At 48.5% G+C, this 24,406-nt stretch carries 24 protein-coding genes; 1 reads left to right on the top strand and 23 read right to left on the bottom strand.

Annotation, left to right across the window (positions count from 1 at the left end; genetic code table 11):
• Positions 1-152 precede the first annotated feature (152 nt).
• From cotE to recA, 17 genes are all read right to left on the bottom strand, one after another.
• Complete coding sequence (gene cotE / locus I8U21_RS12615; protein ID WP_232334012.1) at positions 153-725, bottom strand: outer spore coat protein CotE; 573 nt, start codon at positions 723-725, stop codon at positions 153-155.
• A 124-nt stretch (positions 726-849) separates the two neighbouring features.
• A complete protein-coding gene (locus I8U21_RS12620) occupies positions 850-1,272 on the bottom strand; it encodes a YlbF/YmcA family competence regulator (RefSeq protein WP_181732592.1) in 423 nt (140 codons plus the stop codon).
• Between the two features lies 1 nt (position 1,273).
• Entirely contained in the window at positions 1,274-2,755 is a 1,482-nt protein-coding gene (gene miaB, locus I8U21_RS12625) for a tRNA (N6-isopentenyl adenosine(37)-C2)-methylthiotransferase MiaB (protein ID WP_198054028.1), read from the bottom strand.
• A gap of 279 nt (positions 2,756-3,034) precedes the next feature.
• Complete coding sequence (locus I8U21_RS12630; protein ID WP_198054029.1) at positions 3,035-3,610, bottom strand: xanthine phosphoribosyltransferase; 576 nt, start codon at positions 3,608-3,610, stop codon at positions 3,035-3,037.
• An 80-nt stretch (positions 3,611-3,690) separates the two neighbouring features.
• The gene (locus I8U21_RS12635) at positions 3,691-4,431 is read right to left on the bottom strand and encodes an MBL fold metallo-hydrolase (protein ID WP_181732595.1); all 741 of its coding nucleotides are present in this window, start codon (positions 4,429-4,431) and stop codon (positions 3,691-3,693) included.
• 95 nt (positions 4,432-4,526) lie between these two features.
• A complete protein-coding gene (locus I8U21_RS12640; protein ID WP_181732596.1) occupies positions 4,527-5,393 on the bottom strand; it encodes a 2-oxoacid:ferredoxin oxidoreductase subunit beta in 867 nt (288 codons plus the stop codon).
• Positions 5,380-7,140 (bottom strand): 2-oxoacid:acceptor oxidoreductase subunit alpha, encoded by a 1,761-nt coding sequence (locus I8U21_RS12645; protein WP_181732597.1) that lies wholly within the window; start codon positions 7,138-7,140, stop codon positions 5,380-5,382. The genes I8U21_RS12640 and I8U21_RS12645 overlap by 14 nt, the downstream gene beginning before the upstream one ends.
• Positions 7,141-7,390: 250 nt before the next feature.
• The gene (locus I8U21_RS12650) at positions 7,391-8,335 is read right to left on the bottom strand and encodes a dipeptidase (protein ID WP_181732598.1); all 945 of its coding nucleotides are present in this window, start codon (positions 8,333-8,335) and stop codon (positions 7,391-7,393) included.
• A gap of 76 nt (positions 8,336-8,411) precedes the next feature.
• Entirely contained in the window at positions 8,412-8,672 is a 261-nt protein-coding gene (locus I8U21_RS12655; protein ID WP_037996879.1) for a stage V sporulation protein S, read from the bottom strand.
• Between the two features lie 118 nt (positions 8,673-8,790).
• A complete protein-coding gene (locus tag I8U21_RS12660; RefSeq protein ID WP_181732599.1) occupies positions 8,791-9,585 on the bottom strand; it encodes a TIGR00282 family metallophosphoesterase in 795 nt (264 codons plus the stop codon).
• 64 nt (positions 9,586-9,649) lie between these two features.
• Positions 9,650-11,194, bottom strand: coding sequence for a ribonuclease Y (gene rny / locus I8U21_RS12665; RefSeq protein WP_181732628.1), 1,545 nt, complete (start codon positions 11,192-11,194; stop codon positions 9,650-9,652).
• 217 nt (positions 11,195-11,411) lie between these two features.
• Positions 11,412-12,086: an ATP-binding protein gene (locus I8U21_RS12670; RefSeq protein WP_181732600.1), complete on the bottom strand. Its 675-nt coding sequence runs from the start codon at positions 12,084-12,086 to the stop codon at positions 11,412-11,414.
• A gap of 1 nt (position 12,087) precedes the next feature.
• The gene (locus tag I8U21_RS12675; RefSeq protein WP_049720194.1) at positions 12,088-12,333 is read right to left on the bottom strand and encodes a hypothetical protein; all 246 of its coding nucleotides are present in this window, start codon (positions 12,331-12,333) and stop codon (positions 12,088-12,090) included.
• Positions 12,308-13,786 (bottom strand): AAA family ATPase, encoded by a 1,479-nt coding sequence (locus I8U21_RS12680; protein WP_181732601.1) that lies wholly within the window; start codon positions 13,784-13,786, stop codon positions 12,308-12,310. The genes I8U21_RS12675 and I8U21_RS12680 overlap by 26 nt, the downstream gene beginning before the upstream one ends.
• Positions 13,783-14,769, bottom strand: coding sequence for a metallophosphoesterase family protein (locus I8U21_RS12685; protein WP_198054030.1), 987 nt, complete (start codon positions 14,767-14,769; stop codon positions 13,783-13,785). Before I8U21_RS12685 ends, I8U21_RS12680 begins: the two co-directional genes overlap by 4 nt.
• Complete coding sequence (locus I8U21_RS12690; protein ID WP_198054031.1) at positions 14,766-15,461, bottom strand: RecX family transcriptional regulator; 696 nt, start codon at positions 15,459-15,461, stop codon at positions 14,766-14,768. The genes I8U21_RS12685 and I8U21_RS12690 overlap by 4 nt, the downstream gene beginning before the upstream one ends.
• The gene (recA, locus tag I8U21_RS12695) at positions 15,458-16,525 is read right to left on the bottom strand and encodes a recombinase RecA (protein ID WP_181732604.1); all 1,068 of its coding nucleotides are present in this window, start codon (positions 16,523-16,525) and stop codon (positions 15,458-15,460) included. Before recA ends, I8U21_RS12690 begins: the two co-directional genes overlap by 4 nt.
• A gap of 189 nt (positions 16,526-16,714) precedes the next feature.
• Here recA and I8U21_RS12700 point away from each other — a divergent pair, with 189 nt between their 5' ends.
• Entirely contained in the window at positions 16,715-17,014 is a 300-nt protein-coding gene (locus tag I8U21_RS12700) for a metal-sulfur cluster assembly factor (protein ID WP_037996939.1), read from the top strand.
• Between the two features lie 62 nt (positions 17,015-17,076).
• Here the strand turns inward: I8U21_RS12700 and I8U21_RS12705 are convergent, their stop codons facing one another.
• The 6 genes from I8U21_RS12705 to I8U21_RS12730 form a co-directional block, all read right to left on the bottom strand.
• Positions 17,077-18,660, bottom strand: a complete 1,584-nt coding sequence (locus I8U21_RS12705; RefSeq protein WP_181732605.1) for a DEAD/DEAH box helicase — start codon at positions 18,658-18,660, stop codon at positions 17,077-17,079.
• Positions 18,657-19,913: a competence/damage-inducible protein A gene (locus I8U21_RS12710; RefSeq protein WP_198054032.1), complete on the bottom strand. Its 1,257-nt coding sequence runs from the start codon at positions 19,911-19,913 to the stop codon at positions 18,657-18,659. The genes I8U21_RS12705 and I8U21_RS12710 overlap by 4 nt, the downstream gene beginning before the upstream one ends.
• 39 nt (positions 19,914-19,952) lie before the next feature.
• A complete protein-coding gene (pgsA, locus tag I8U21_RS12715) occupies positions 19,953-20,537 on the bottom strand; it encodes a CDP-diacylglycerol--glycerol-3-phosphate 3-phosphatidyltransferase (RefSeq protein WP_037996897.1) in 585 nt (194 codons plus the stop codon).
• A 400-nt stretch (positions 20,538-20,937) separates the two neighbouring features.
• Entirely contained in the window at positions 20,938-21,762 is an 825-nt protein-coding gene (locus tag I8U21_RS12720; protein WP_198054033.1) for a helix-turn-helix domain-containing protein, read from the bottom strand.
• Between the two features lie 116 nt (positions 21,763-21,878).
• A complete protein-coding gene (locus I8U21_RS12725) occupies positions 21,879-23,282 on the bottom strand; it encodes a helix-turn-helix domain-containing protein (protein WP_198054034.1) in 1,404 nt (467 codons plus the stop codon).
• 503 nt (positions 23,283-23,785) lie between these two features.
• Positions 23,786-24,376 carry a helix-turn-helix domain-containing protein gene (locus I8U21_RS12730; protein WP_309544822.1) on the bottom strand — a complete coding sequence of 197 codons (591 nt, stop codon included), beginning with the start codon at positions 24,374-24,376 and terminating at the stop codon, positions 23,786-23,788.
• Positions 24,377-24,406: the final 30 nt, after the last annotated feature.

Genomic DNA, 24,406 nt, shown 5'->3' on the forward strand with positions numbered 1-24,406 from the left:
TCTGTGCATCCCCTTTTTCTGTCAAGAGCATTATGATCTATGTTATGTCTTGGCTTCTCAATTGGTTAAATGTTGTTTTTCGGATCCAAACACAAAAATAAACTGCTGACTGGGTGCCAGCAGTTCCCGGTATCAGCAGGAATATCCGTTGATTAATCTTCCAGGTCATCGATGATCAAATCCGGATCCAGTTCATCAAAAGAATCTTCATCCACATGTTCTTCATAGCTTCCCGCCAAATCTTTATCATCAGTTTCTGCATATTCTAACGGATAGACCGGTACACATATCTTCGTTTGTCCCACCATTTCAACTGCAAATTCTTTTTCAACCCGGACGACAATGCCGTCAGCGATTCCATCCGTGTGCGAAGCGATGGATGCTTCCACACAGTTGGGAGCCTGCGTCACCGTGGCGCTGACGGTAACGGTGGAATCACGGGTGTTGCGGTCATAATAGCTCAGCGGGACTTGCTCGGTGTAATAAACGGTTTCTTTTATCACATCGGTTTTGGTGTTCCCTTTGGTGGAATACCAGATGTTCACATCGTACTTGCCGCTGACTTCCACGGCTTCCCCTACTTTTGTGCATTCGTACTGATGATTAATCACCCATGCCCCCAAAATCGTATGGATATTTTCCGGCGGCTTCACTGTGTGCGTGGACTGTAAGAATCTGCGTCCTTTTCCGCATACAGCCTTGGTGATAATTTGTCGGTATTCCATGGCTCTATCTGGATATGACACCATACTTCCCTCCTCCAAGCATCATTCAATAACAAGTGTATGCAGGGCAACTGTCTAGGGTGCAAAAAAACCCCCGGGAAATCATCCCGGGGGAAAATTTTTTTTACCGCGAACAGCCACAAGGCCCGCCGCTTCCACATCCCTGCCGGATTTCACCACCGGTTTCAACGGACACTTTTTTGGAAACGGTGGTGCCAATCACTTGCTGGATGGTTTGCAAAAGATCATTCACTCCCACTTGCGTCTGCTGATACTCCCGGACGATGGGGAGGTTTTCCAGCTCCTGATTCAACTGTTCCAGTTCTTTTTCCAAGATGCGGGCATATTTGGTTTTCTGATAATGCTTGGCATGGACCAATTCTTTTTGCTTTCGCTTGATGGTGTCAATATAATTCTGGACGGTCTTGCTTTTTTTCACCTGCGCTTCTGCGGCACGAAACCGTTGGATTTCTTCGCTTTTTAAAATCAAGTCCGCAAACTGCCGGGCTTGCACCAACACGGGATGGTTTTCAAATGAGGTGTTCATTTTATCCTCCCACTTTCGTCAGAGGTTCCTCTTCCACCCAAACTCCTTTTAACGTCCAGGTCTGCGGTTCATCGATCCGGACATGGGCAAATTTCCCGATCAGATGTTTCGGTCCCGTGAAATTCACCAGCTTGTTGGTACGGGTCCGCCCCGACAAAACATCCGGATTTTTCTTACTTGTGCCTTCCACCAGAACTTCCACCACCTGGCCGCGGAGCGCTTCGTTTTTCCGGCGGCTGATTTCGTTTTGCAGATCGTTCAAACGTTGCAAGCGTTCTTTTTTCACTTCCATCGGCACGTCATCTTTCATTTTGGCGGCCGGTGTTCCCTCACGCGGAGAGTAAATAAACGTAAACGCCGAATCAAACTCCACTTCCCGGACAAGGGACAGCGTTTCTTCAAATTGTTCTTCCGTTTCTCCGGGGAAGCCCACGATAATGTCGGTGGTCAACACCACATCGGGGATGGCTTTTTTGATTTTGCGGACCAATTCGAGATAAGACTCCCTGGTATATTTGCGTGCCATCAATTTCAAAATTTGCGAGCTTCCGGATTGAACCGGCAGATGAATGTGCTCGACCAGATTTCCGCGCTTGGCCAGAACCTCGATCAGATGGTCATCAAAATCACGAGGGTGGCTTGTCGTAAACCGGACACGCGGAATGCCGATTTTGCGGACATCATCCATCAAGTCACCAAACCGGTAATTGATATCAGTGAAATCTTTTCCGTAAGCATTCACGTTTTGTCCGAGCAAAGTCACTTCCTGATAGCCTTTGCGCGCCAATTCGCGAATCTCATTCAACACGTCTTCGGGACGGCGGCTGCGTTCTTTCCCCCGTGTATAAGGAACAATACAGTACGTGCAGAATTTGTCACATCCGTACATAATGTTGACCCAGGCACGCAGTCCGTTTTCACGCTTCTTGGGCATGTTTTCAACCACATCGCCCTCTTTGGACCATACTTCCACGACCATTTCCTTGCTGAACAAGGCGTTTTGCAACAAGACCGGCAAGCGGTGGATATTGTGTGTGCCAAAGATCAAATCCACATGCTGATAACTTTTTAAGATCCGGTTGACAACCACTTCTTCCTGGGACATGCAACCGCATACCCCGAGGATCAAATCCGGGTTTTCCAACTTCAGGTGTTTGAGGCGTCCCAGTTCGCCAAACACTTTGTCTTCCGCATTTTCGCGAATGGCACACGTATTCAGCAAAATAATGTCCGCTTGATCTTCCCGGTCTGTCCGTTCATAGCCCATTTGTTCCAGAATCCCGGCGATCGTTTCGCTGTCATGCACATTCATTTGGCATCCGTAAGTTTGGATCAAATATTTCTTCCCCGCGCCGACACCACGCATGTTATCGGGGATCTGATCAAATTGAATCACTTCCACACCCGACTTCCCCCGTCTTTTGGCGGCTTTCAGATCGGGTGCAACAAAATATTGGCTGTAATCTTTCTCTTTTCGTTCCATTTCATTCACCCTTTCTGGTGAGATTGCTTCTATAATGAATGAATCCATGATTTCGATGGCTGAACACGAATACTGCAATTTTTTTATTATACACGATGAATGACATGTGTTCAATAAAGATCCTCGGATGATTCTCCCCCATTATAACATGTTGTTGCAAATTTCCCAGCCGGGGAAAGTGAATTTTTGCAAATTGTTTGTGCTGCAAACTTGTTTATTTGAATAAACAAACAATCAAGCCGGATCTCCCTTCTGTGAAAAGGAAATCCGGCTTGCGCCTCAGTTTTCTTCGAAATGAACTTTCCCATCGGCCAAGGATACGATTTTCACCAGCGATTCCACACGGATTCCCTGCTTACGAAGATTGGATCCGCCAGGCTGAAAAGATTTTTCAATCACCGCCCCCAATCCGGTCAACCGGGCCCCTGCCATGCGGATCACTTGAATCAAACCTTCCGCCGCTTGTCCATTGGCCAGAAAGTCATCAATCACCAACACCCGGTCCTCCGGGGTTAAGAACTTTTTCGACACCACCACGGAAGTCGTCTCTTGTTTGGTGTATGAATAAACTTTGGCTTCATAATACGAATCCTTCAGTGTCAGTGACTTTTTCTTCCGGGCGAAAACCACGGGAACGTTCAATGCCAATCCGGTCATGACCGCTGGCGCAATGCCCGACGACTCGATGGTTAAAATTTTGGTGACGGATGCATCTTGGAAACGCCTGGCAAACTCTTCCCCGATTTCCCGGATCAAAAAAGGATTGATTTGATGATTCAAAAATGCATCCACTTTTAAAATGTCGTCAGACAACACCAATCCTTCTTTGACAATATACTCCTTCAGTTTCTGCAACCGCTCTCCCCTCTTTCCATCGGTTGATTCAAAACTGTGCTTGTCTCTCCATGATAATGGATGCACCGCCCAAACAAAAGCTACAAATCGATCGTCATGCCGGAATAAGCGGTCTGGCAAACACCGTCAAAAACCGCCATGGCTTCCTCTTTCAGCTGATCCGGATCATACCCGGGATACAAATGGGTCAAGATCAACCGCTTGGCCTTGAGACGGGCGGCAGCGAGCCCGGCTTGTCTGGCCGAAAGATGCCCTGTTGGCTGATCCGGCAAATCTTTATGTAAAAAGCTTGCTTCACAAACAAACAGATCGGGGCTTTCTCCCATCTTTTCCCAATCTGTCCCCGGGCCACTGTCTGCCCCGTACAAGATGGTGTGTTGACCGTCATGGATCCGCATGGCAAAACAAGGAACGGCATGATCAGTGCGGAAAAAATGCACGGTCAGCCGACCGCCCAAATGAATTTTCATCCCTTCCCGGATCCCGCTTCGCTCAATCTCTGTTTTGTAACGCAGCTTTTCAAACCAACCGGCCGGTTTCTCCGGTGACCAGACCGCAAGGGGGTGTTTCCTTTTCCCTTGTTTTCGGGCTGTCATGACCGCGTACTGCAAGACAAAAAAGTCAACCAGATGGTCGTGATGCAAATGCGACAACAAAACGGCATCCAACGCTTCGACGGCGACCCGTCCGGCCAGCCGGGCCAGTGTTCCGCTACCGCAATCAATCAGAATTTTTTTCCCTTCCGCCTCCAACAGATAACCGGGCGTCCCTCCCCCCGGTGCCGGATAGGGAGAATGGCAACCAAGCACTGTCCATCTCATCTGGCATCCTCCTTCGCATTCCATGATCACAACAAATTTTTCATCCATTCCACAAAAAAAGCTGTACAGACCTTAGTCTGCACAGCTTTTTTTCTTTATGCAAATTCGGCAACCAATTCTTCGAATTCTTGTTCGGAAATTTTCAGGTCTTGTTTTGCCAACGGTTCTTCTTTAAAGCCTTTGATCACGGATTCATAGGAGGGTTGCTCTTTGTTTTGGTAGATGATTCCCGTGACCAATCCCTGATGTTCCATCAGTTTTTGCATGGCCAGTTGGCGGTCGGATGGATCATAATCCGGATCATCATCCAAGCTGACCAGATTTTGTTTGAAAAAGTCATACGTGTTGATTTTGTTGTACGTCACACACGGGCTGTAAACATTGATGAAGGAAAATCCTTTATGCTTGATCCCTTCTTCGATCACACGGGTTAATTGTTTCAGGTCGCTGGAAACCGATTGAGCCACAAAGCCGGCTCCTGCCGTCAACGCCATTTCCATCGGATGAATGGGTGATTCAATGGCGCCTTGGGGAGTGCTTTTCGTTTTGAATCCTTTTTCGCTTCGCGGAGAGGTTTGGCCTTTGGTTAACCCGTAAACCTGGTTATCCATGACAATATAGGTGATATCCACATTCCGGCGAATGGCATGGATGGTGTGCGACATCCCGATGGCAAAACCGTCACCATCCCCGCCGGCCGCAACCACCGTTAAATCGCGGTTTGCCAGTTTCAACCCTTGTGCAATCGGCAGTGCCCGGCCATGGACACCGTGAAATCCGTACGCATTAATGTATCCGGAGATCCGTCCGGAACAACCGATCCCTGAAACAACGGCTACTTCATGCGGCTCCAAACCGGTATTGGCGAAAGCACGCTGCATGGCGGCCAACACGGAAAAGTCACCGCAACCGGGACACCAGTTGGGTTTTACTTTATTGCGAAAATCTTTAAACGTGGCCATGGACCAACAGCTCCTTACATTGATGATAAATTTCAGAAGGCAGGAATGGGTTTCCGTCATATTTTCCAAAGTGAACCAGTTTTTCGGCCATTCCTACATACATTTTGATGACATTGGTTAATTGTCCGGTAGCATTGTTTTCAACAACCATTACTTTTTTCGCTCTGTTCATTTGCTCCCGGATGATTTCCGTCGGGAACGGCAACAATTGACGAATGTGTGCATGGTTGATTTTCAAGCCTTCTGCTTCTGCGCGCTCTTTCGCTTCGGAAATCGTGCCGCGGGTCGAGTTAAATCCGATAATCAACAAATCAGCATCATCGTGCGGGGCATCCAGATAAACCGGGGTGTCAAAATCGATGCCGTTTTTCAGTTTCATGAGCCGTTTTTCCATCATTTTTTTGCGGTTTAACGGTTTTTCCGACGGACGTCCGGTTTCATCATGCTCCACTCCGGTCACATGGTGCAACCCGTTTTTCTGTCCTGGAAGAACCCTTCTGGAAATGCCATCCTCAGTCAGTTCATAACGCAAAAATAATTGGGAAGGCTCCAATTCCGGAAGCTCTTCATCCCAGGGAACCAGTTTTCCGCGTTTAATTTCAATCCGGTCATATTCGAGCGGTTCAACGGTTTGTTTCCCGAGCGACATCGCCAAATCCGACAGGATGATCACCGGGCATTGATACTGCTCCGCCAGATTGAACGCCTGAATGGTATCGTAGAAGCATTCTTCGGCTGTGCTCGGAGCAATGACGATTTTCGGGATTTCACCGTGTGTGCTGAACAACATGGACAATAAGTCGCTTTGTTCCTGTTTGGTCGGAAGACCGGTACTGGGTCCGCCACGCTGCGTGTTTACGATCACCGCTGGCGTTTCGGTCATCCCGGCCAGACCAATCGCTTCGGTCATCAGTGACAATCCCGGCCCTGCCGAAGCCGTGAGAGCGCGAACACCACCATAGTTTGCCCCGATCACCATGGTGATTGCCGCCAGCTCATCTTCCGTTTGAACAACCGAACCGCCGAATTTCGGCAGTTTTTTGATCAAATACTCCATGATCTCTGAAGACGGCGTAATCGGATAGGCAGCCATCAACCGGGCTCCCGCCGCAATGGCCCCCAGTGCAATGGCGTCATTTCCAATCATATATAACCGTTTTTTCCCGTCAGAAGGTTCCAAGCGAAATCTTGTTATTCCATCACCAAGTTCGCCTGCGACATGCTCGAACCCTCTTGTAATCGCTTCCATATTCCTATCTACCACTTTTTGGCCTTTCCGTGCGAACCTTTCTTCAATCACTTCTTTAAAAGCATCCGCCGGAATGCCCAACAAAGCAGCCGAAGCCCCGACGGCCACCATATTTTTCATTTGGGACATTCCGATTTCTTCGGCAATCTTGGTAAACGGAATCGCAAGAAGGTTTGCGTTTACTCCTTCCGGAACGGTTGGATTAAACTTGGCATCGGCCAAGATGACCCCGCCCACAACCAATTCATGAGCATTCAAGTCAATGGATTCTTGGTCAAATGCGACAAGTATATCCAGCTCGTCGGAAATGGAGCGGATTGGGTTTATGCTGATACGAATCTTGGTGTTGGAGTGACCACCTTTAATTCGTGAAGAAAAATGTCTGTACCCGTATAAATAATACCCTTTTCGATTTAAAGCTGTTGACAAAATCTCTCCTGCACTGTCAATACCTTCCCCTTGTTGTCCGCCCACTTTCCACGAAAGCTGCTTAACCAATGAACTCATCTCCTTTAATACTGCCAAACACTACACAATATTAAAATAACTATGAAAGATATCGACTCTTCACAAAGAAAGGAATAAAGCCAACTTTGTGCCGAGTGATAGCATTTTCATGTATCATTCTAGACCTGTATGGTATAAAAAGCAACCGTTTTAAGTTCCCTATCTTTTCAATTTTTCTTTTAATGTTGCAAAAAAAGACCTAAGTAAAAAAAAGATCATTTTTGCTAAACTTTTTTCGGCTTTATGACGGTAAATGATTTAAGTAAAAAGCAAAGGCATTTTCCCATGCCCATTTCTTCACCAATGACTCGGGATAACGGCGCAAAAGCGCTTCTTTCAAACGGTGCACATCCCTGTAATTGTGCAAATTTTTAATTTTCAAACGGATTCCGTCAAAATCCGATCCAAAACAAAGATTCCGTTCGCCTCCCAAACTGCAGACATGTTCGATATGTAACAAAAGATGATCGATGGTGGCTTCCTTTTCACAAGGATATGTAAACGATGGAACAAAGGTGATCCCGATCAATCCGCCTTTTCGGATCAGCGCCTCGATTTGTTCATCTTCCAGATTCCGCGGATGAGGGGCGATTTTCCGGCAATTGGAGTGTGAAGCAAGCACCGGCAAATCAGACTCCATCACTTCCCAAAATCCCCGTACCGACAAATGGGAAACGTCCAAAATCATGCCCAGCCTTTCCATCTCGGCGATCACTTTTTTGCCGAAATTCGTCAATCCTCCGTTCCGTTCCTCCTCAATGCCGTCCGCCACTTCATTCGCATGGTTCCAAGTCAACCCCAACTGGCGCACGCCGAGACGAAAAAAAAGCCGCAGGAAAGCCAGTTCTCCATGCAAGGCGTCGGCCCCTTCCATCGCCAACAGTGCCCCCATCCGCTCCGGGGCACATTGTTTTAACGCTTGTTTTGAACCGACCATATGAACCGCTTCTTCTTGCTTGACAATCTGTTCATAAAACAAATCCACTTGTTTCAATGCGACCGACAACCGGTTTTCTCTGGGTACCGAATCAGGTACCCATATCGCAAAAACCTGCAAAGCCACCAAAGCTTCCTTCAGATGGTGATAAGAACTGTCCAACTTGGAGCGGGGGTCATAAAAAGAATGGTCCTTTAAATTTCGCCACATTTTGCTTAACACATCGCAATGCCCATCCATCCACTGCATCTTGTTCACCCTTCCATTTAAAAAAACCTGTCTATATAAATAAACAGGTTTTTTTGAATATATTGACCAATTTCCCCTAACGAGGTTCCACAATCAGTTTGATCGCGGTCCGTTCTTCACCATCGATCATAATATCGGTAAAAGCAGGAATACAAATCAGATCAATCCCACTAGGCGCCACGAATCCTCGTGCAATCGCAACCGCTTTTACAGCTTGATTCAGCGCCCCTGCGCCAATTGCTTGCATCTCTGCTTGACCACGTTCACGCAAGACTCCGGCGAGTGCACCAGCAACAGAATTCGGGTTAGATTTTGCTGAAACTTTTAATACTTCCATGTAGGTACCTCCTCGATGGTTGGAGTGAATCCACTACTATCCTATTCGACTCGCAAGTAAAAATTCCTTCCAATTTGCATAGATAGGAGTAAAAAATCATAAATAAATTTATTCTGTTTCAACCGATAAGCGGATGCTCCGCATCAATGCGAATCCTCGTTAATTTCGTGGTTTTTTTGGTCTGTTTGTCCAAATCGATCAATACAGCATTAAATTGTTCTCTTCCTTTTGCAACAGAAAAACGAACAGGCATTTGCGTGATAAACCGCTTCACAACCTCCTCTTTTTTCATCCCGATCACGCTGTCATACGGGCCGACCATCCCCACATCCGTCAGATAACCCGTTCCTTTTGGCAAAATTCGTTCATCTGCCGTTTGCACATGCGTGTGGGTCCCGATCACCGCAGAAACTTTCCCATCCAGGTAACAAGCCAATGCTTGTTTTTCCGATGTGGTTTCCGCATGAAAATCGACCAAGATATACGGGGTTCCTGAAATCCGGCTCAAAATTTCATCCATTTTTCTAAACGGGCAATCCAATTGTCCCATATACGCTCTTCCCATCAGGTTGACCACAACGACTTTCACGCCTTTTACCGTCAATAAGACATGGCCTTTCCCGGGCGTCCCCGGCGGATAATTGGCGGGACGGATTAAAAACGGCTCCTCGTCGATAAAATCAAACACCTCGGCTTGTGCCCAAGCATGATTTCCCAATGTGACACAATGGATTCCCAGATCCATCAGTTCCCTCAGAATTTCCCGTTGAATTCCCCGTCCGTTGCCCGCGGCATTTTCCCCGTTTGCCACAATCACATCGGGCGAGTACATTTGGTTTAATTTCGGCAAATAATTGGCGACCGCTTGTCGCCCCACTTGTCCAACAATATCACCGATCATTAAGATTCTCATCAGTACAAATAGCCTCCAACTCCGCTAAGATGCTTTGAAAAAATAAAGCGGCCGCAAGGCCACTTTATTTCGCATATTCGACAGATCTTGTCTCTCGAATCACCGTCACCTTAATATGGCCGGGGTAATCCAATTGACTTTCGATCTGTTTGGTGATTTCACGGGATAAACGGACGGCTTCCGCATCATCGACTTCATCCGGCTTCACGATGATCCGACATTCACGCCCTGCTTGAATTGCATATGATTTTTCCACGCCGTCGAAGGAATCGCAAATCTCTTCCAATTTCTCCAGACGCTTGATATATGCCTCCAATGTTTCCCGACGGGCTCCGGGTCTGGCCGCCGAAAGCGCATCCGCCGCTCTGACCAAGACAGCAATCACACTGGTCGCTTCACAGTCTCCGTGATGAGAAGCGATGCTGTTGATCACCACGGGATGCTCTTTGTATTTTTTCGCCAATTCAACGCCAATATCCACATGCGAACCCTCAATTTCGTGGTCAATGGCTTTTCCGATGTCATGAAGCAAGCCGGCCCGTTTCGCCAGATGAATGTCTTCACCCAATTCCGCGGCCAACAAACCAGCCAGATGCGCGACCTCCATGGAGTGCTTCAAAACGTTTTGCCCGTAACTGGTACGGAATTTTAACCTGCCGATGATCTTGATGAGATCCGGATGCAATCCGTGCACGCCGGTTTCAAAGGTCGCCTGCTCGCCATATTCACGAATCCGTTCATCCACATCCCGGCGGGATTTTTCCACCATCTCTTCAATCCGCGCCGGGTGAATCCTTCCGTCAGCCACCAGTTTTTCCAACGCCACCCGCGCCACTTCACGGCGAATGGGGTCAAATCCGGACAAAATCACGGCTTCCGGCGTATCATCAATGATCAGGTCAATTCCCGTCAACGTTTCCAACGTCCGGATATTCCGGCCTTCACGCCCGATGATGCGGCCTTTCATTTCATCATTGGGTAAATTCACTACGGATACGGTCGTTTCTGCAACATGATCCGCCGCACAACGTTGAATGGCCAAAGACAAGATTTTCCGCGCACGCCGGTCTCCTTCATCAATCGCCTGTTGTTCCATCTCTTTCATGATTTGAGCCGTTTCGTGCTTCATCTCGTTCTCGACTTTAGCCAGAATCAACTGACGCGCTTCTTCCGTGGTAAGTCCGGAAATCCGTTCCATCTCTTTGAGCTGTTCCTGGTATAGCCGGTCAATCTCCTGCTGACGTTCATCAATATATTTCTCGCGTTTGGCCAATTCTTCCTCACGCGATTCCAAATTCAATTGTTTTCGTTCAAGTGTTTCTTCTTTTTGGTCAAGACGACGCTCAATCCGCTGTAATTCATTCCTCTGCTCACGAATCTCTTTTTCCGCTTCGGTGCGCAATTGATGGATTTCATCCCTGGCTTCAAAGATTTTTTCTTTTTTGTTGGCTTCGGCTTCTTTGTTCGCCTTTTCCAGAATTTCGGCAGCTTCCTTCTCCGCACTGCCGATCCGGGCTTCCGCCGTCATTTTGCGTATCCAGTAACCCGCACCGATTCCGACACCGAGAGAGGCAAACATCAGAACGATGTCCAATCCATTAAACACCATTGGATTCACCGCTCACCTCCTCTGTTTCTGTTTACAAAATAAGACCGATGAACTCGGTCTTCTCACGCTCGTCCTCACTCATTTTTTGCTATACCAGGTCAAGGCTGGAAAACCAGCAAACATTTTCAAATTCCTTCAGGTTTCTATTCCAAACTTACTTCGTCAGAAGGTATCTTTCACCGTTAAAAAAGGCAAAGATACAACTAAATTGTATTATTTATACAGTATTGTTGTCAAGATTCCGGCTTCGCTCCACTTCCGACTTGCCGGATGACAACCGCACGTAATAAGCCGAATCGGCCGATTCCGTCAAATGCGTATTGTGCGTGACAAGAATGATTTGCCGGCCGAATGTTTCCCCGACCGATTTTAAAAACTCAATCATGGGGACAATATAATCTTCACTCACATGTTTTCCGGGTTCATCCAAGATAATCGGTCCTTGGACACGGGGCTTGATCGTTTCCATGAGCGCAATCCTGAGCGCCAATGAGACAATGTCGACGACACCGCCGCCGCGGGCATCCTGAGGACGGTTTTTCACTTCCTGTTCATCCCACTTTGAAACCACATAAAATTCGGCCGTCGGGTTTCCGCCATGATCCGAGAGCTCAATTTCAAAATGAAGCGTCGAACCGAAGACATACTTCAAGGCATTGGTCACCAGCGTTTCCAATTGTTGCTTTGCCTGCTGACGGGCATAGTCGGATGACAGTTGGAACAAAAGACGCACCCGGTCCAACAGGTCACGGTGCTCCACGCTTTCTTTCAACCGGGTTTTTGTCTCATTCAATTGACGCAAATGGAGCTCTTTTTCCGCTTTTCGCCGCAACAGTTCATCTCTTGCTTCTTTCAAAGCCTGTTGCAATTCCCCGAGTGATGCGTCTTTCATCTCATTTTCTCAACTCCTTCGGCAAGTAGCTCCATGCCTTTTCAATGCCTTCCTCAATCTCTTTTTCAAGCCGCTCAATCTCCCCGGGCAAATCTTCCGGTTCCACTCCCAGTTCCCTGGCTTCTTTGACAATCTCCTCTTCCTGCTTTTCCAAATCTTCCAGACGGGCTTTGGCAACCGTTAATTTGCTTTTGGCATCTTCCAGTTGCGCTTTGAGTTGTTTAATCTTCTCTTCCAGCTGCTGCACGAGAAATTCCTCCTTGATACTCTTCCATGATATGTTGCAAAACGGAGTGGCCGATGGGCGTTCCACAGGTCGGGCACTTCCCGATCTTTTTTAACAGCCGGATCCATTCCCGGGTGCAATGCAAAATTTCCTGCTCTTTTTCCCGGATGTATTTTTTTCCGATGGCAATCCGTTTTTGGCAATCCAGCCGGCTTTGGTGCAAATCGTTCAGCTTCTTTATCAGCGCTTCTTTCTCTTCTATGTTCGGCACCACTTTTTCCAATACCTCCAGGGCTTCCCGGCTTTGCTTTTGCACCTTGCGCCAGTAATTCAGTTCCTCTGCATTCTTTTCTTTCCGGCGGATCAGAGGCTGGAGCACTTTGAAACGCTCGTGCTTCCCGGCCAGTTTTTCAAACTCCCGCATGCCTTGCGGCACATTCTGAAGCCGGAGAACACCGGCTTCAAGCCCGGCTTTTTTCTCTTTGATCTGATTCCGCTTGTTTTGGAGCCGGAGCAGTTGCTCAAACCTTTGTTGGCTCCTTGACAAACCGGCGAGCTGCTTTTCCGCTTCCGGAATGTGTTCCCCCTGTTTGACCGTTTCCAGCGTGCGCTCTTTTTCCTGTTGAAGCCGGGTCCACTTTTCGTTTAAACGAATCAACCGGGAAAGGAGCGCTTTTTGATATTCCAAGTGAAGCAGCTGCTGTTCGGCATCCGGCAACCGTTTTAATGCCGTCACTTTTTCCTGCCACACTTCTTTTCCCCGCCGGATCCCGTTCAAGCTTTCCAGTTTTGTTTGCAAAGACGCTTGCAACTGTTTTTTTTCCTGCACGTCATGAAAAGCTTGTTCTGCCACCTGAAAATCGGCTTCCAACTGCTGCAGGTTCTCATACGGCTTTAATTGTTCTTCCAACCGCTCTTTTTCCTGTTCCAGCTGGCGGATCGTTCCGCTTAAAGCCAACCGGTCGGTGCTCGTTTTTTTCAAAGCTTTGTCGATCAAATGGGCACCGCTGATCCGGCCGATGGTTTTGGCTTTGTTTTGATTGGATTCAAAAAGCAAAAAAGGGCTCTCCAATTGTGTGCCGAAATTCAACAACAACTCTTTCTGGTCCAGCTCCACCGGAACGATCCGGTGCACGTCGGTGATTTCCTCCGGCACGGTGTTGCCAAATCCTTCAAAGATTTGTTCCTTACCGTCCGGTGTATAAAGCACATACCGGTTGACCGAACGGCTGCGGATTCTCTCGATCGCCGTCCCGTCCGTCAACATCAGACGAACGCGGCACTCTTTGGCCCCGGTCCGGATAAAGTCCGTTCCCCGCGGGGTGTTGAACAACACCCACTTCAATGCACGCAAAATTGCGCTTTTCCCACTGTCAGACGGTCCCACAAACACATTGAGCCCGTCGGTGAAATCAATTTCGGTATACTGATGGGACTGGAAATTTTCAATCACGAGCTTTTTAAAACCATTCAATGGCTGCTCTCCCTTTCTGCTTCTTGTTCAATCGCAATCCTCCGCTGGGCTTCCGAAGTGACTACATCCCCGATGTCATGCAACTTGGACATTTCAAAGATGATATCCATGATGTTGATGGATTGAAAATCGGTCACCGATTTGACTTCCCGGATGAATTCGCCCAGCTGTTTTTCGCGAAATTCTTCTTTTTCAATGTAGGACCGGTCCAAAATTTCTTCCCCCCGTTTGGCGCATTGAAGCGGAATCAGCCGGACATCGATGCCCTCCTTGTTCAATTCCAGCAGGGCGACTTGGGGCATCCGTTTGATTTCCGACCGGTGGTTGTTGATCCGGGCCAGCGCACCGGGATTGACAATATATTTTCCGTTCCGGTGCTGCACGGGAAAGCCTGCATGATAATGCCCTGTCAACAGCACATCGACGGAATCACTCCAGACTTCGTGAACCGACGTGTGCGGAATGCTGTCCGACAGGGCCCGGTCCACCAACATGCCGTGAACCATGTGCACACAATAATCGGCTCCGCATTCATTTGGCACCGTATAATCGAGATGCCGCTTTCGTTTATCCAAATCATAATGGAAAGGTTGGGCGCTGATCTGAACGGTGACACCGTCTTTCTCCCATTTGATCCGTTCCCCTTCGTTCACCAACCGGATGGCGCCGAAAGCATCGAGCAACCCCAGCATCGTCCGCTCCACCGTTGCGGGATTGTGCCCGTAAATATCATGATTCCCCGCAACCGCGAAAATGGGGACCGGAAAACGGCGGAACAGCCCGGCGAATTCCCGGACAATGGCGGGTGAAAGATTGGGGCGGTCAAACAAATCCCCGCCGTGCAAGACCAGATCGACCCGCTCTCTTTCGGCGATGTCAATCACTTCTTCAATCTTTTCGCGAATCGCCTGCTGAAAATCGTCGGTACGGCTTCGTGGTGATGTCCCACGGATATGTGTATCGGTCATATACAATATTTTCATGGACCATTCCCCTTCTCTTCTTCGTAACGGGCCCGGAAAAGATTCAACACCTCATACACCACGCCCATGGAAAATCCCTGCCTGACGAGATAATTGCCCAGGCGGCGTTCGATACGGGGCCAAGACTCATGGCATAAACGCAAATAGCGCCTTTCAGCAATGGATATTGCCAACTGGCGCTCATCTTCTTCCCCGATATGAATCAATGCCTCATCAACGACCGCCGGGTCCATTCCTTTGTTCAGCAACTCCTGTTTCAACCGCCTTTTTCCGTATCCTTTATGATGTTGCCGTTCATTCACCCAGGCTTTGGCAAATTCCATGTCATTCAAAAATCCGTTTTTTTCCAACTCCAGGATGACTTGTTCGACGGTTTCGCATTCAAAACCTTTGCGGCCCAAATACATTTTGACTTCATGCGTTGTACGGGGTTTGTAAGATAAATAATGCAAAGCCTTTTGCTTCACTTTGTTGCATTCTTCCGCCTCAAGCCACTTCGCAATTTCGCTTTCATCCAGTTCCATGCCTTTTTGAAGCCGGTACTTCACCAAAATATCTTCATGGACGGAGAGCAGAAACTCTCCATCCACATAGATATGATACCGCGGCTTGTGCAGATACGGCTTTTCAATCCGGGTGATTTTTTTTCTCTCTCCCACTTGCCTCATCCATTCTTCAGAACCGGTTCTCAAGCAAGTTCTTCCGTTTTGCCCGCTTTACTTTTCTTCTTTTTTGTGTCCTTTGCCTCTTCCGGTTCACTTGCCTGAATGATGGGCAGGTTGTAATGGGACCGGATCCGGTTTTCGATATTGAGGCAAACATCCGCATGCTCTTTCAAAAACTGTTTGGCATTTTCGCGCCCTTGCCCCAGGCGGTCGCCTTCGAAGGAATACCATGCCCCGCTCTTATTGACAATGTCCAGTTCCGAAGCGATGTCCAGGACACTTCCTTCTTTGGAGATGCCCTCTCCGAACATGATGTCGACATCCGCCTGTTTAAAGGGAGGAGCCACTTTGTTTTTCACCACTTTAATTCTCGTTCGGTTTCCGACCATGTCGCTGCCTTGCTTGATGGTTTCGGCGCGGCGGACTTCCAGGCGCACACTGGAGTAGAATTTCAGCGCGCGTCCGCCCGGTGTCGTTTCCGGATTTCCAAACATGACGCCCACTTTTTCACGGATTTGGTTAATAAAGATGGCAATGGTTTTGGATTTATTGATCGCCCCGGAAAGCTTGCGCAGTGCCTGAGACATCAACCGGGCTTGCAAACCGACGTGAGAGTCTCCCATCTCTCCTTCAATTTCCGCTTTGGGCACCAGTGCCGCCACCGAGTCAACCACAATGATGTCGACGGCACCGCTGCGGACGAGGGCTTCGGCAATTTCCAACGCTTGCTCCCCGGTATCCGGTTGGGACAACAACAACTCCGAAATGTTCACTCCCAGTTTTTCCGCATATACGGGGTCCAGTGCATGCTCTGCATCGATAAACGCAGCTTGTCCTCCCTTTTTTTGCACCTCGGCAATGGCATGCAAAGCCACCGTGGTTTTCCCGGAAGATTCCGGCCCGTAGATTTCGATGATCCTCCCGCGGGGATATCCGCCCACTCCCAAAGCAATGTCAAGGGCCAACGCGCCGCTTGAAACGGTCTCCACCTGGCGGGTGGCCTGGTCTCCCATTTTCATGATCGAGCCTTTGCCAAACTGCTTTTCTATCTGTCTCAATGCCATTTCCAACGCTTGTCGTCGATCGGACATGTATCGTTCCTCCTCTTTTTCCCCATTAAATCATATGAACATCATATCGTGTTTTTCTTCATCTGCCAAGATCATTTACGAACATTTATTCGACTCTTTTTTTTGAAAATCCTCGTGTAATGCAAAAAAAAGTGTGTTACGTTATAGGTAGAAGCAAAAAAGGAGTGAGGCGCATTGCAAAAGGAACAGATGAAAGAACAAATCATGGAACAACTGGAACAAGTCAATGACCCGGAGTTAAATATTGACATTGTCAACCTGGGTCTGGTCTATGACATAGATATCGATGATGAAGGAAATGTCAAGGTCACCATGACGTTGACAGCCATGGGTTGCCCTTTGGCCGGAATCATCCAGCAGGAAGTGGAACAAGCGTTGAAAAATGTGGAAGGTGTCAACAAAGTGGACGTGGAAATCGTTTGGAACCCCCCGTGGGACAAAAGCCGGATGTCCCGTTATGCCAAAATCGCTTTGGGCATCCCCGACTGAAAAAAGAGCTCTTACTTTGTGGTTGAACCACAAAGTAAGAGCTCTTTCAGGTTTTCCGCCCTTTATGAACGGTTGCGGGGACGGGCCGGTTCCATATTAACCCGGGAACCGTTGATTTTGGATTGCCGGAACGCCTCATAAACAAAAGGCGCGACTTCCTCCGGAACCTCCACAAAAGAAAAGCGGTCGTATATGTTGATTTTCCCCACTTGCCTCAAGCTGATCCCCGCATTTTCCGAAATCGCTTTGGCCAATTCCTGCGGATGCAAATTGGCATTACGCCCCACATTGATAAAAAAGCGGACCATTCCGGGTGCTGCCCCCGTTTCCCCGAAATGGTAAGTGGTGTCAATGCTCTTGACAAACCGGTCGGAAAAAGCAAGATACAACGAAGCCGCCACCACTTTTTCCATGGAAAATTTCTTCGACAACTCCCCGGTCATTTCCTCAAACAACGTCATATCCACATCGGAACGGATGGTATTTTCAATCTGCGCCATCCAGCTTTCTTGCTGTTTCGCCGCGACCTCTTCCAACGTGGGCAGTTCCCGGGCCTTCAATTTGGTGCCCGTTTCCTGTTCAATCGTGCGAAGCTGTTTCATTTCCCTGGGGGTGACCAGCGTGAGCGCCACCCCTTTGCGTCCGGCCCTGCCCGTTCTTCCAATCCGGTGCACGTAACTTTCCACATCTTGAGGGATGTCGTAATTGATTACATGGGACACGCTACCCACATCAATGCCGCGGGCGGCCACATCGGTCGCCACCAAAAGTTCGATTTCTCCGTTCCGGAAGGATTGCATCACGCGATCCCGCTGTTGCTGGGCCAGATCCCCGTGCAGTCCGCCGGCCAGGTAGCCCCGCCCCTGCAAGGAATCCGTCAATTCATCCACGCCTTTTTTCGTACGGCAAAAAATAATCGCCAAATCCACTTCTTCACTGTCAAGAATCCGGCACAAGGCATCCACCTTGTAACTGTCCAACACGCGATAATAAATCTGGCGGATCACCGGCACCGTCACTTCTCCCCGGTTGACGGTGATGTACTTCGGCTTGCGCATATACTTTTTCGCCAATTGGCGAATGGCCGAAGGCATGGTGGCCGAAAAAAGCAACAATTGATGATGTTTCGGCATAAAACGGAACACTTGCTCAATGTCATCAATAAATCCCATGTCCAGCATTTCATCTGCTTCATCCAACACCACGGTTTCAACATGGGAAGAATCGATCGTGCCGCGTCTCAAATGGTCCAACAGCCGGCCGGGAGTCCCGATCACCACATGAACCCCTTGTTGTAAAGCCTTGATTTGGCGCCCGATCGATTGCCCTCCATACACCGGCAATGTTTTCACCCGTTTTTTGCGCCCGATCTTCCGCAATTCTTCCGACACTTGAATCGCCAGCTCACGGGTCGGGGCCAAAATGATGCTTTGGACATGCGGCTGCTTCGGATCCACCCGCTCCAAAATGGGAATACCGAATGCTGCGGTTTTTCCGGTTCCGGTCTGCGCCTGCCCGATGACATCTTCCCCCCGGAGCACGGCCGGAATACACTCCGCCTGGATCGGAGAAGGTTCTTCAAATCCGACATCGTGTATTCCGTTTAATATTTCATGGCTTAATTGAAACTGATCAAAACGATTCATCTTGTTGTTTCACCTTTCTTTAAACATTGCTCAAGAACAAATAAGGCATGATTCGCCGCCAACAGCTGAATACGCCTGCGCGACCCTTTCAAAGCGAACTGATAAACCCGCACCGGCTGTCCTTTTTCGGCCAATCCGATATATACCGTTCCCACCGGCTTTCCTTCCGCCGGATCCGGCCCGGCGACCCCGGTGACCCCGAGTGCAAAATCCGAATCAAAACACTCCAACGTGTTTCGGGCCATGAGTTCTGCCGTTTGTGCACTGATTGCACCATATTCATTCAAATATTCTGCCGGCACCGAGGCAATTTTTTCTTTGACTTCATTGGTATAGGTCACCCACCCGCCTTTGAACGCCCGGCTGCTTCCCGGCACGGAAGTCAGCAGATGAGCCAATTTTCCGCCGGTGCAACTTTCCGCCACCGCCACTGTTTTCTGATGGCGAATCAATCCGGCCACAACCACTTCTTCCAGCGTCTCACCCTGTTCGCTGTAACAATATTCCCCGATCCGGGTTAAAACTTTCGCTTTTTGCCGGTCAATCAGCTGACGGGCCTCCGCTTCATCCGGCGCCCAAGCCGTGATTCTCAACACAACCCCCGATTCTTTGGCATAGGTGGCCAAAACGGGGTTGTCCTGTTGCCGGATCAAATCGGCAATCTTCTCCTCCAAAAGCGATTCGCCCAATCCAAAAAAAGAAAGGGATTCCGCAAGAATCACTTGCCCCTCCTGAATCACTTCACGCAGAAGGAAAGGACGTACCTGCTTCTCAAACATCGGCACCAATTCCCCCGGAGGCCCCGGCAACAAAACATAAGTGATCCCGTCCACCTGCAGAGCCAGACCGGGAGCTGTTCCATGATGGTTTTGGAAAACAACACCGCCGGAAAAAACATAAGTCTGCTTGTAATTATTTGCGGGGACCACCTTCATCCGTCCTTCAAAATACTTCTCCAGACGGCGTTTCACCTCCGGATCCTCAACCAACGGAACCCCCGTCACTTCCGAAACGGTTTCTTTGGTCAAGTCATCCATGGTGGGCCCCAGCCCGCCACACAGGAAAATCAACTGTGATCGCGTGCGTGCGAGTGAAATCACGTCATGCAGCTTTTGTGCATCATCCCCGACCGATGTGTGAAATTGAACATCAATCCCCAATGAATGGAGTTCCCGGGACAAATAAGAAGAATGCAAATCCACCGTTTCTCCCGCCAACAATTCAGAACCAACCGTAATGATTTCTGATTGCATTTTATCTTTCCTTTCTCTTTAGCCGAATCCCGGACGACACTACTGTGTATTGGTCAATGAAACGATCTTGCGGTTTTTGTAAAAGTAATCCACTCCGGAAATGACCGTGATGATCACGGCCAGCCAGGTGGCGATCATGGAAAACGGAAATGAAATCGTTGAGAACGGAACATTGTTGAGCATTAATGAAACAATCGCCACAATTTGTATGATGGTCTTCAGTTTTCCCAACGGACTGGCAGCAATCACATGACCTTCGGTGACTGCAATCATCCGGAGGCCGGTCACGGCAAATTCCCGGCTGATGATCACAATGGCCATCCACGCCTCCAGGCGCTGCAATTCCACCAATGAGATCAAAGCCGTTGTCACCAACAGTTTATCAGCCAACGGATCAAGAAATTTCCCCAAATTGGTCACCATTTTTTTCCGTCTTGCTATGTATCCATCCACCCCGTCCGTGACGGCAGCCAAAATAAAAATAAACGTGGCGATCAATTCGCCCGCGGTCAACTTCGCCGCTCCCACATGGATTTCTCCGATGTCAAAGCGAAACAACAAAAAGATCATCACAATGGGGACTAAAAAAATACGAGCCAATGTAATCTTGTTGGCCAGGTTCATCCTATCCAACCTCCCTGGCAATAACCATTTTGATGTAAATTTTCATCCATATTCACACAAATCATCATGAATACAGGAAGAGGATTTTCAAAGCCCCGTACGCACGGGAGCAGCGGAAACACCGCGCCATTCATTTCCGGGCCGGCCTTTGAAGCTTTCTTCATTTCCGGCGTTTCGCATTTTCCAGGAAGGGAATGCCGTCGCTCTTGCTCGGTACCATCTTTTAAAGCCGTTATCCGGCTTTTTGTCCATCAACTTTATTTTTCTAGTATAAACGCATCCATCCTTTAATATTAAACCCATACCTTCCTCGTTTAATTCTTTCGTAAGTATAAACCAAGCATCTGAAGCGTGTCAAAAAAAGCAGAGAGGAAGAGGGATCCTCTCTGCTGAACCGCTTTTATTCATCATCCGTGCTTTCTTTCTTTTTGAATTGGTACAATGAAACTTGCTGCTGTAAAGAGGTGTCAATATAAACCCCGTTGACATAAAGTTTGACATAATGGGGATGATCGACCCGCAAAGAAATCCACTCCGGATCGGAAAATTCTTCCGTCTGGTTCGGGGACAATGCTTTGGAAGCAATCACTTCCCCCGTGGGTCCCCCCGAACGGACCTGAATCTCTGTTGATTTGTCCGCCACCACTTTCACCGTCACCTTTTCGGCTTTGGAAACACCGTACACATCGCCTTGCTCACCTTTCTCAGCCGGTTGAATCAATTCCACCTGCGGACGCTCTTTGGGCTCCGGTTTGGCATCCGCCGTTTCCGCTTGCGGTTCCTCAAGCTGAACGGTTTCCGCGTCGGATGAATCCTGATCGAGAACCAGCCATGTAACCACACCGGCTGCGATCAACAAAACGGCGATGGAAGAAACCCAGAGGACACCCGGCCACTTGGCAAGCCACTTCTTTTTTTGCCTGGATGATTCTTGTGTGCGGCTGCTCCGGGACGGAAGCGTGGTGGCCGGCCGGGACTCTTCGGGATGCTCTTCTTGTTCCCACTTTTTATATGCATCCAACATCGGCTTTGCATCGATTTCCAACAATTTTGAATACCTACGGATAAACCCCCTCACATAAAGAGGGTCCGGAAGCCCGGAAAATTCAGCATTTTCCAAAGCTGCAAGATAATTTTCATCAATCCGGGTTTTTTCCGCTGCTTCTTTCAAACTCAGCTGCTTCTGTTCCCTGGCCTTTTTTAATTCTTCAAAAGGCTTGGACATCTGCCGTGTCCCTCCCGTAGATTGTTCTGTTCAATTCTAACTTATACAGTATAGCCCAGAAGAATATGAACGTCAAAAAAGCAAGTGCCGGGTAAGCACTTGCTTCCAAAAAAAAATCAATCCACTCTGCGAACGTGAATATACCGAGCCGATTTCACGACTTGTCCGTTCACGTAAACAATCGCATCTTCCGGAGCGCTCAATCCGACATAAAAGTCCGGATTGCCTTCATATGTATATTTGTAGCTCCATTTTTCGTCCTTGGGCAACGTCACATCTTTGATCAAATGGTCACTCCCGCCCTCGGAAGGAAGATCGGTTCTGAGCTCAACCCGCGATTTTCCACCGGCGGCATGAACCATCACCACGATTTGATCGGTATCCTGGAGACGATAGTGCACCACATTCACATCTTGTTGCGCCAATTGCAATTTTCCTTTTTTCTCAGGCGGAATCTCAAGCATTTGGTCATTGGCGGTTTGTGCAGTCGAATTGGAATCCGGTTGGGTGTCATCCCCTGTAAAAGACAAAATCGCCCATCCCAAAGGAATACACAAAATCAGACCTGCCACCGCCATGGCAATGGGGCTTTTGAGATTCAAACCGGATATTTTGAAAGATCTCCGGCTTTTGGACGCACTGCGACTTAAGCGTTCAACGCGACTCAACCGTTGACGCTCCCCTTCTTTTGTCTTCGATTCGTTTTCCAAGTCATCCGGCAAAACCGATGGAATCGGGACATCGTTTAAATCCAGCTTTTTCATCGCACCCGTCACCCGGGGCACCGGTCCGGAATTTCGGGTTGCCTGATCCGAAACCCGGGTCAACGGCCCGGACACACGCGGCACCTTTCCGGTGTTTGAAAGCAACAAACTCTGGTTCGGCCAGGTTTGTCCGTGGTTTTTCCGTGAAACCGTCGGATACAATTCTTTTTTCGGACTGATTCCGCCAACGTTCCCCTGAGCCGTCTGGTCTTTATCCTTATTCAGAATGCCCGCTTGCTGATAACCCATGTCCCGGCGCGCTTTCACCTGATCGCTCACCCGGTTGATCATGGTCTTGGAAGCCGTCAGCGCCGTTTGGGCATTGATCCGGCCCTTGTTCTGGTTACTCATCGGCAATGTTCTCATGCGCGTTGTGTTTTGCTGCGTCGATTGGCTTGGATTGACGGCAGGCATTTTGCCCGTCAACTGGTATTTTTCAAGCGGCGGCAACTTTTGCGTCTGCTGATTTTGATTAAGATCATTCGGATTGACCGCTTTATGTACCCCGGTTAATCTCTCCGCTTGTTCCATCTTTCGGTACTGACGCAAAATATGATGCGGTTCGATTTTTACGCAGTTGGCATAAGAACGCAGATATGTCCGCACATAAAAAGGGCTCGGCAATTTATCAAATTCACCATTTTCGATCGCAATTAAAAATGATTTTTGGATCTTTGTTTTTTCTTGCAATTCTTCGAGGGACATTCCAATCGCTTCTCGGGCTTGTCGAAGATATGAGCCAATTTCGACAGACACCCCAGCCACCTCCTGAAAGGCTGTTTGAACAATACGCTTTTGACAACAAAAGACATGCTGCTCAGCAACCCGTTAAATTATCGGTTTTCTCATGGTGTTCGCTGTTTTCCCAGCACTTTTCGATTGGTTGTAAACATTTTTATCGATAGTTGAAACACCGTCTTCTATCATACTCTTTACCGAAATCAAAATCTATTTCTTTTCTTTGAAACAACATCCCATAAACAAAAAAGAGCCTGAGAGTTGTTGTAAATATATATAAAAAAACAATGATCTTGACGGCGCTGTATAGAAACAACAATTTGTTTCAAGCATACCATGGTCTCCGAAATGTGTCAAAAACGCCTTCTTCTGCAGTCCCTCTTGACGCCATCCGAAATTAAATCTTTTTTTAAAAACCGTCAATTTTTCCGCTGAAAAACTCCGGTTAAAATTCAATATATTCTGATATTTCAAAAGAAAGGGGTCCCCGGCCTGTCCAATCCGGGAAACCGCCTTTTTGATCAGGCATTGCTCCATCGGAACCATAAAAAACAAATGGTTGCAATCACCAATAAAATTGCACCCGATAATAAAAAATACGAGTAAATTTTATCAAAAACGGACGTTTTCTTTTTGGAAGCCTGCCGGCGACTCCGGCGGCTGTACTCACCTTCGCCGGATTCCGCCTCCATCCCCTCTCTCTCCGATCGGCGGTACACCTGCCTTTGAGGGGGATAATCCTCCTGCTGCGGATCATCCGGTTTCGTATGAGATTGTGAACGTCCGTAGCCGTTTGACCGGCGGCGGGACCGGGACAGCTCTCCGCCATTTCCCTGCCCGTCCGGAAGATTTCTCCGGACCGCTGGTTCCCTGCGCGTGGTCCTTTCTTGTGCCCGTTGCAACCAATTTAACATCCGTTGCGGATTTTCCCCCACTACCGTTGCATATGCCCGGACACAGGAACGAACATACGCAGGATTGGGGTGAAACTGAAACCTCCCCTGTTCCATCGCCAACAATTCCCTTTTGGAAATTCTGGTCCTTCTCTCCACTTCTTCCAAAGTCAAGCCCGACGCCTCACGCGCCCTTCTCAATCTCCTCCCGATTTCCACGGACAACGAAGCACCCTCCCCAAACTAACT

This window comes from Thermoactinomyces sp. CICC 23799, from assembly GCF_016055145.1.
GTDB classification, from domain to species: domain Bacteria; phylum Bacillota; class Bacilli; order Thermoactinomycetales; family Thermoactinomycetaceae; genus Thermoactinomyces; species Thermoactinomyces intermedius.

Coding starts and splice junctions, on each gene's coding strand:
- I8U21_RS12620 (WP_181732592.1), bottom strand. CDS start 1,272: ATGAACACCTCATTTGAAAACCATCCCGTGTTGGTGCAAGCCCGGCAG.
- I8U21_RS12670 (WP_181732600.1), bottom strand. CDS start 12,086: ATGAAAGACGCATCACTCGGGGAATTGCAACAGGCTTTGAAAGAAGCA.
- recA (WP_181732604.1), bottom strand. CDS start 16,525: ATGTCCGATCGACGACAAGCGTTGGAAATGGCATTGAGACAGATAGAA.
- rny (WP_181732628.1), bottom strand. CDS start 11,194: ATGGTGTTTAATGGATTGGACATCGTTCTGATGTTTGCCTCTCTCGGT.
- I8U21_RS12650 (WP_181732598.1), bottom strand. CDS start 8,335: ATGCAGTGGATGGATGGGCATTGCGATGTGTTAAGCAAAATGTGGCGA.
- pgsA (WP_037996897.1), bottom strand. CDS start 20,537: ATGAACCTGGCCAACAAGATTACATTGGCTCGTATTTTTTTAGTCCCC.
- I8U21_RS12655 (WP_037996879.1), bottom strand. CDS start 8,672: ATGGAAGTATTAAAAGTTTCAGCAAAATCTAACCCGAATTCTGTTGCT.
- I8U21_RS12640 (WP_181732596.1), bottom strand. CDS start 5,393: ATGGCCACGTTTAAAGATTTTCGCAATAAAGTAAAACCCAACTGGTGT.
- miaB (WP_198054028.1), bottom strand. CDS start 2,755: ATGGAACGAAAAGAGAAAGATTACAGCCAATATTTTGTTGCACCCGAT.
- I8U21_RS12635 (WP_181732595.1), bottom strand. CDS start 4,431: ATGAGATGGACAGTGCTTGGTTGCCATTCTCCCTATCCGGCACCGGGG.
- I8U21_RS12660 (WP_181732599.1), bottom strand. CDS start 9,585: ATGAGAATCTTAATGATCGGTGATATTGTTGGACAAGTGGGGCGACAA.
- I8U21_RS12720 (WP_198054033.1), bottom strand. CDS start 21,762: ATGTCCAAGCCTTTTGAAGAATTAAAAAAGGCCAGGGAACAGAAGCAG.
- cotE (WP_232334012.1), bottom strand. CDS start 725: ATGGAATACCGACAAATTATCACCAAGGCTGTATGCGGAAAAGGACGC.
- I8U21_RS12705 (WP_181732605.1), bottom strand. CDS start 18,660: ATGAATCGTTTTGATCAGTTTCAATTAAGCCATGAAATATTAAACGGA.
- I8U21_RS12710 (WP_198054032.1), bottom strand. CDS start 19,913: ATGCAATCAGAAATCATTACGGTTGGTTCTGAATTGTTGGCGGGAGAA.
- I8U21_RS12700 (WP_037996939.1), top strand. CDS start 16,715: ATGAAAGAACAAATCATGGAACAACTGGAACAAGTCAATGACCCGGAG.
- I8U21_RS12685 (WP_198054030.1), bottom strand. CDS start 14,769: ATGAAAATATTGTATATGACCGATACACATATCCGTGGGACATCACCA.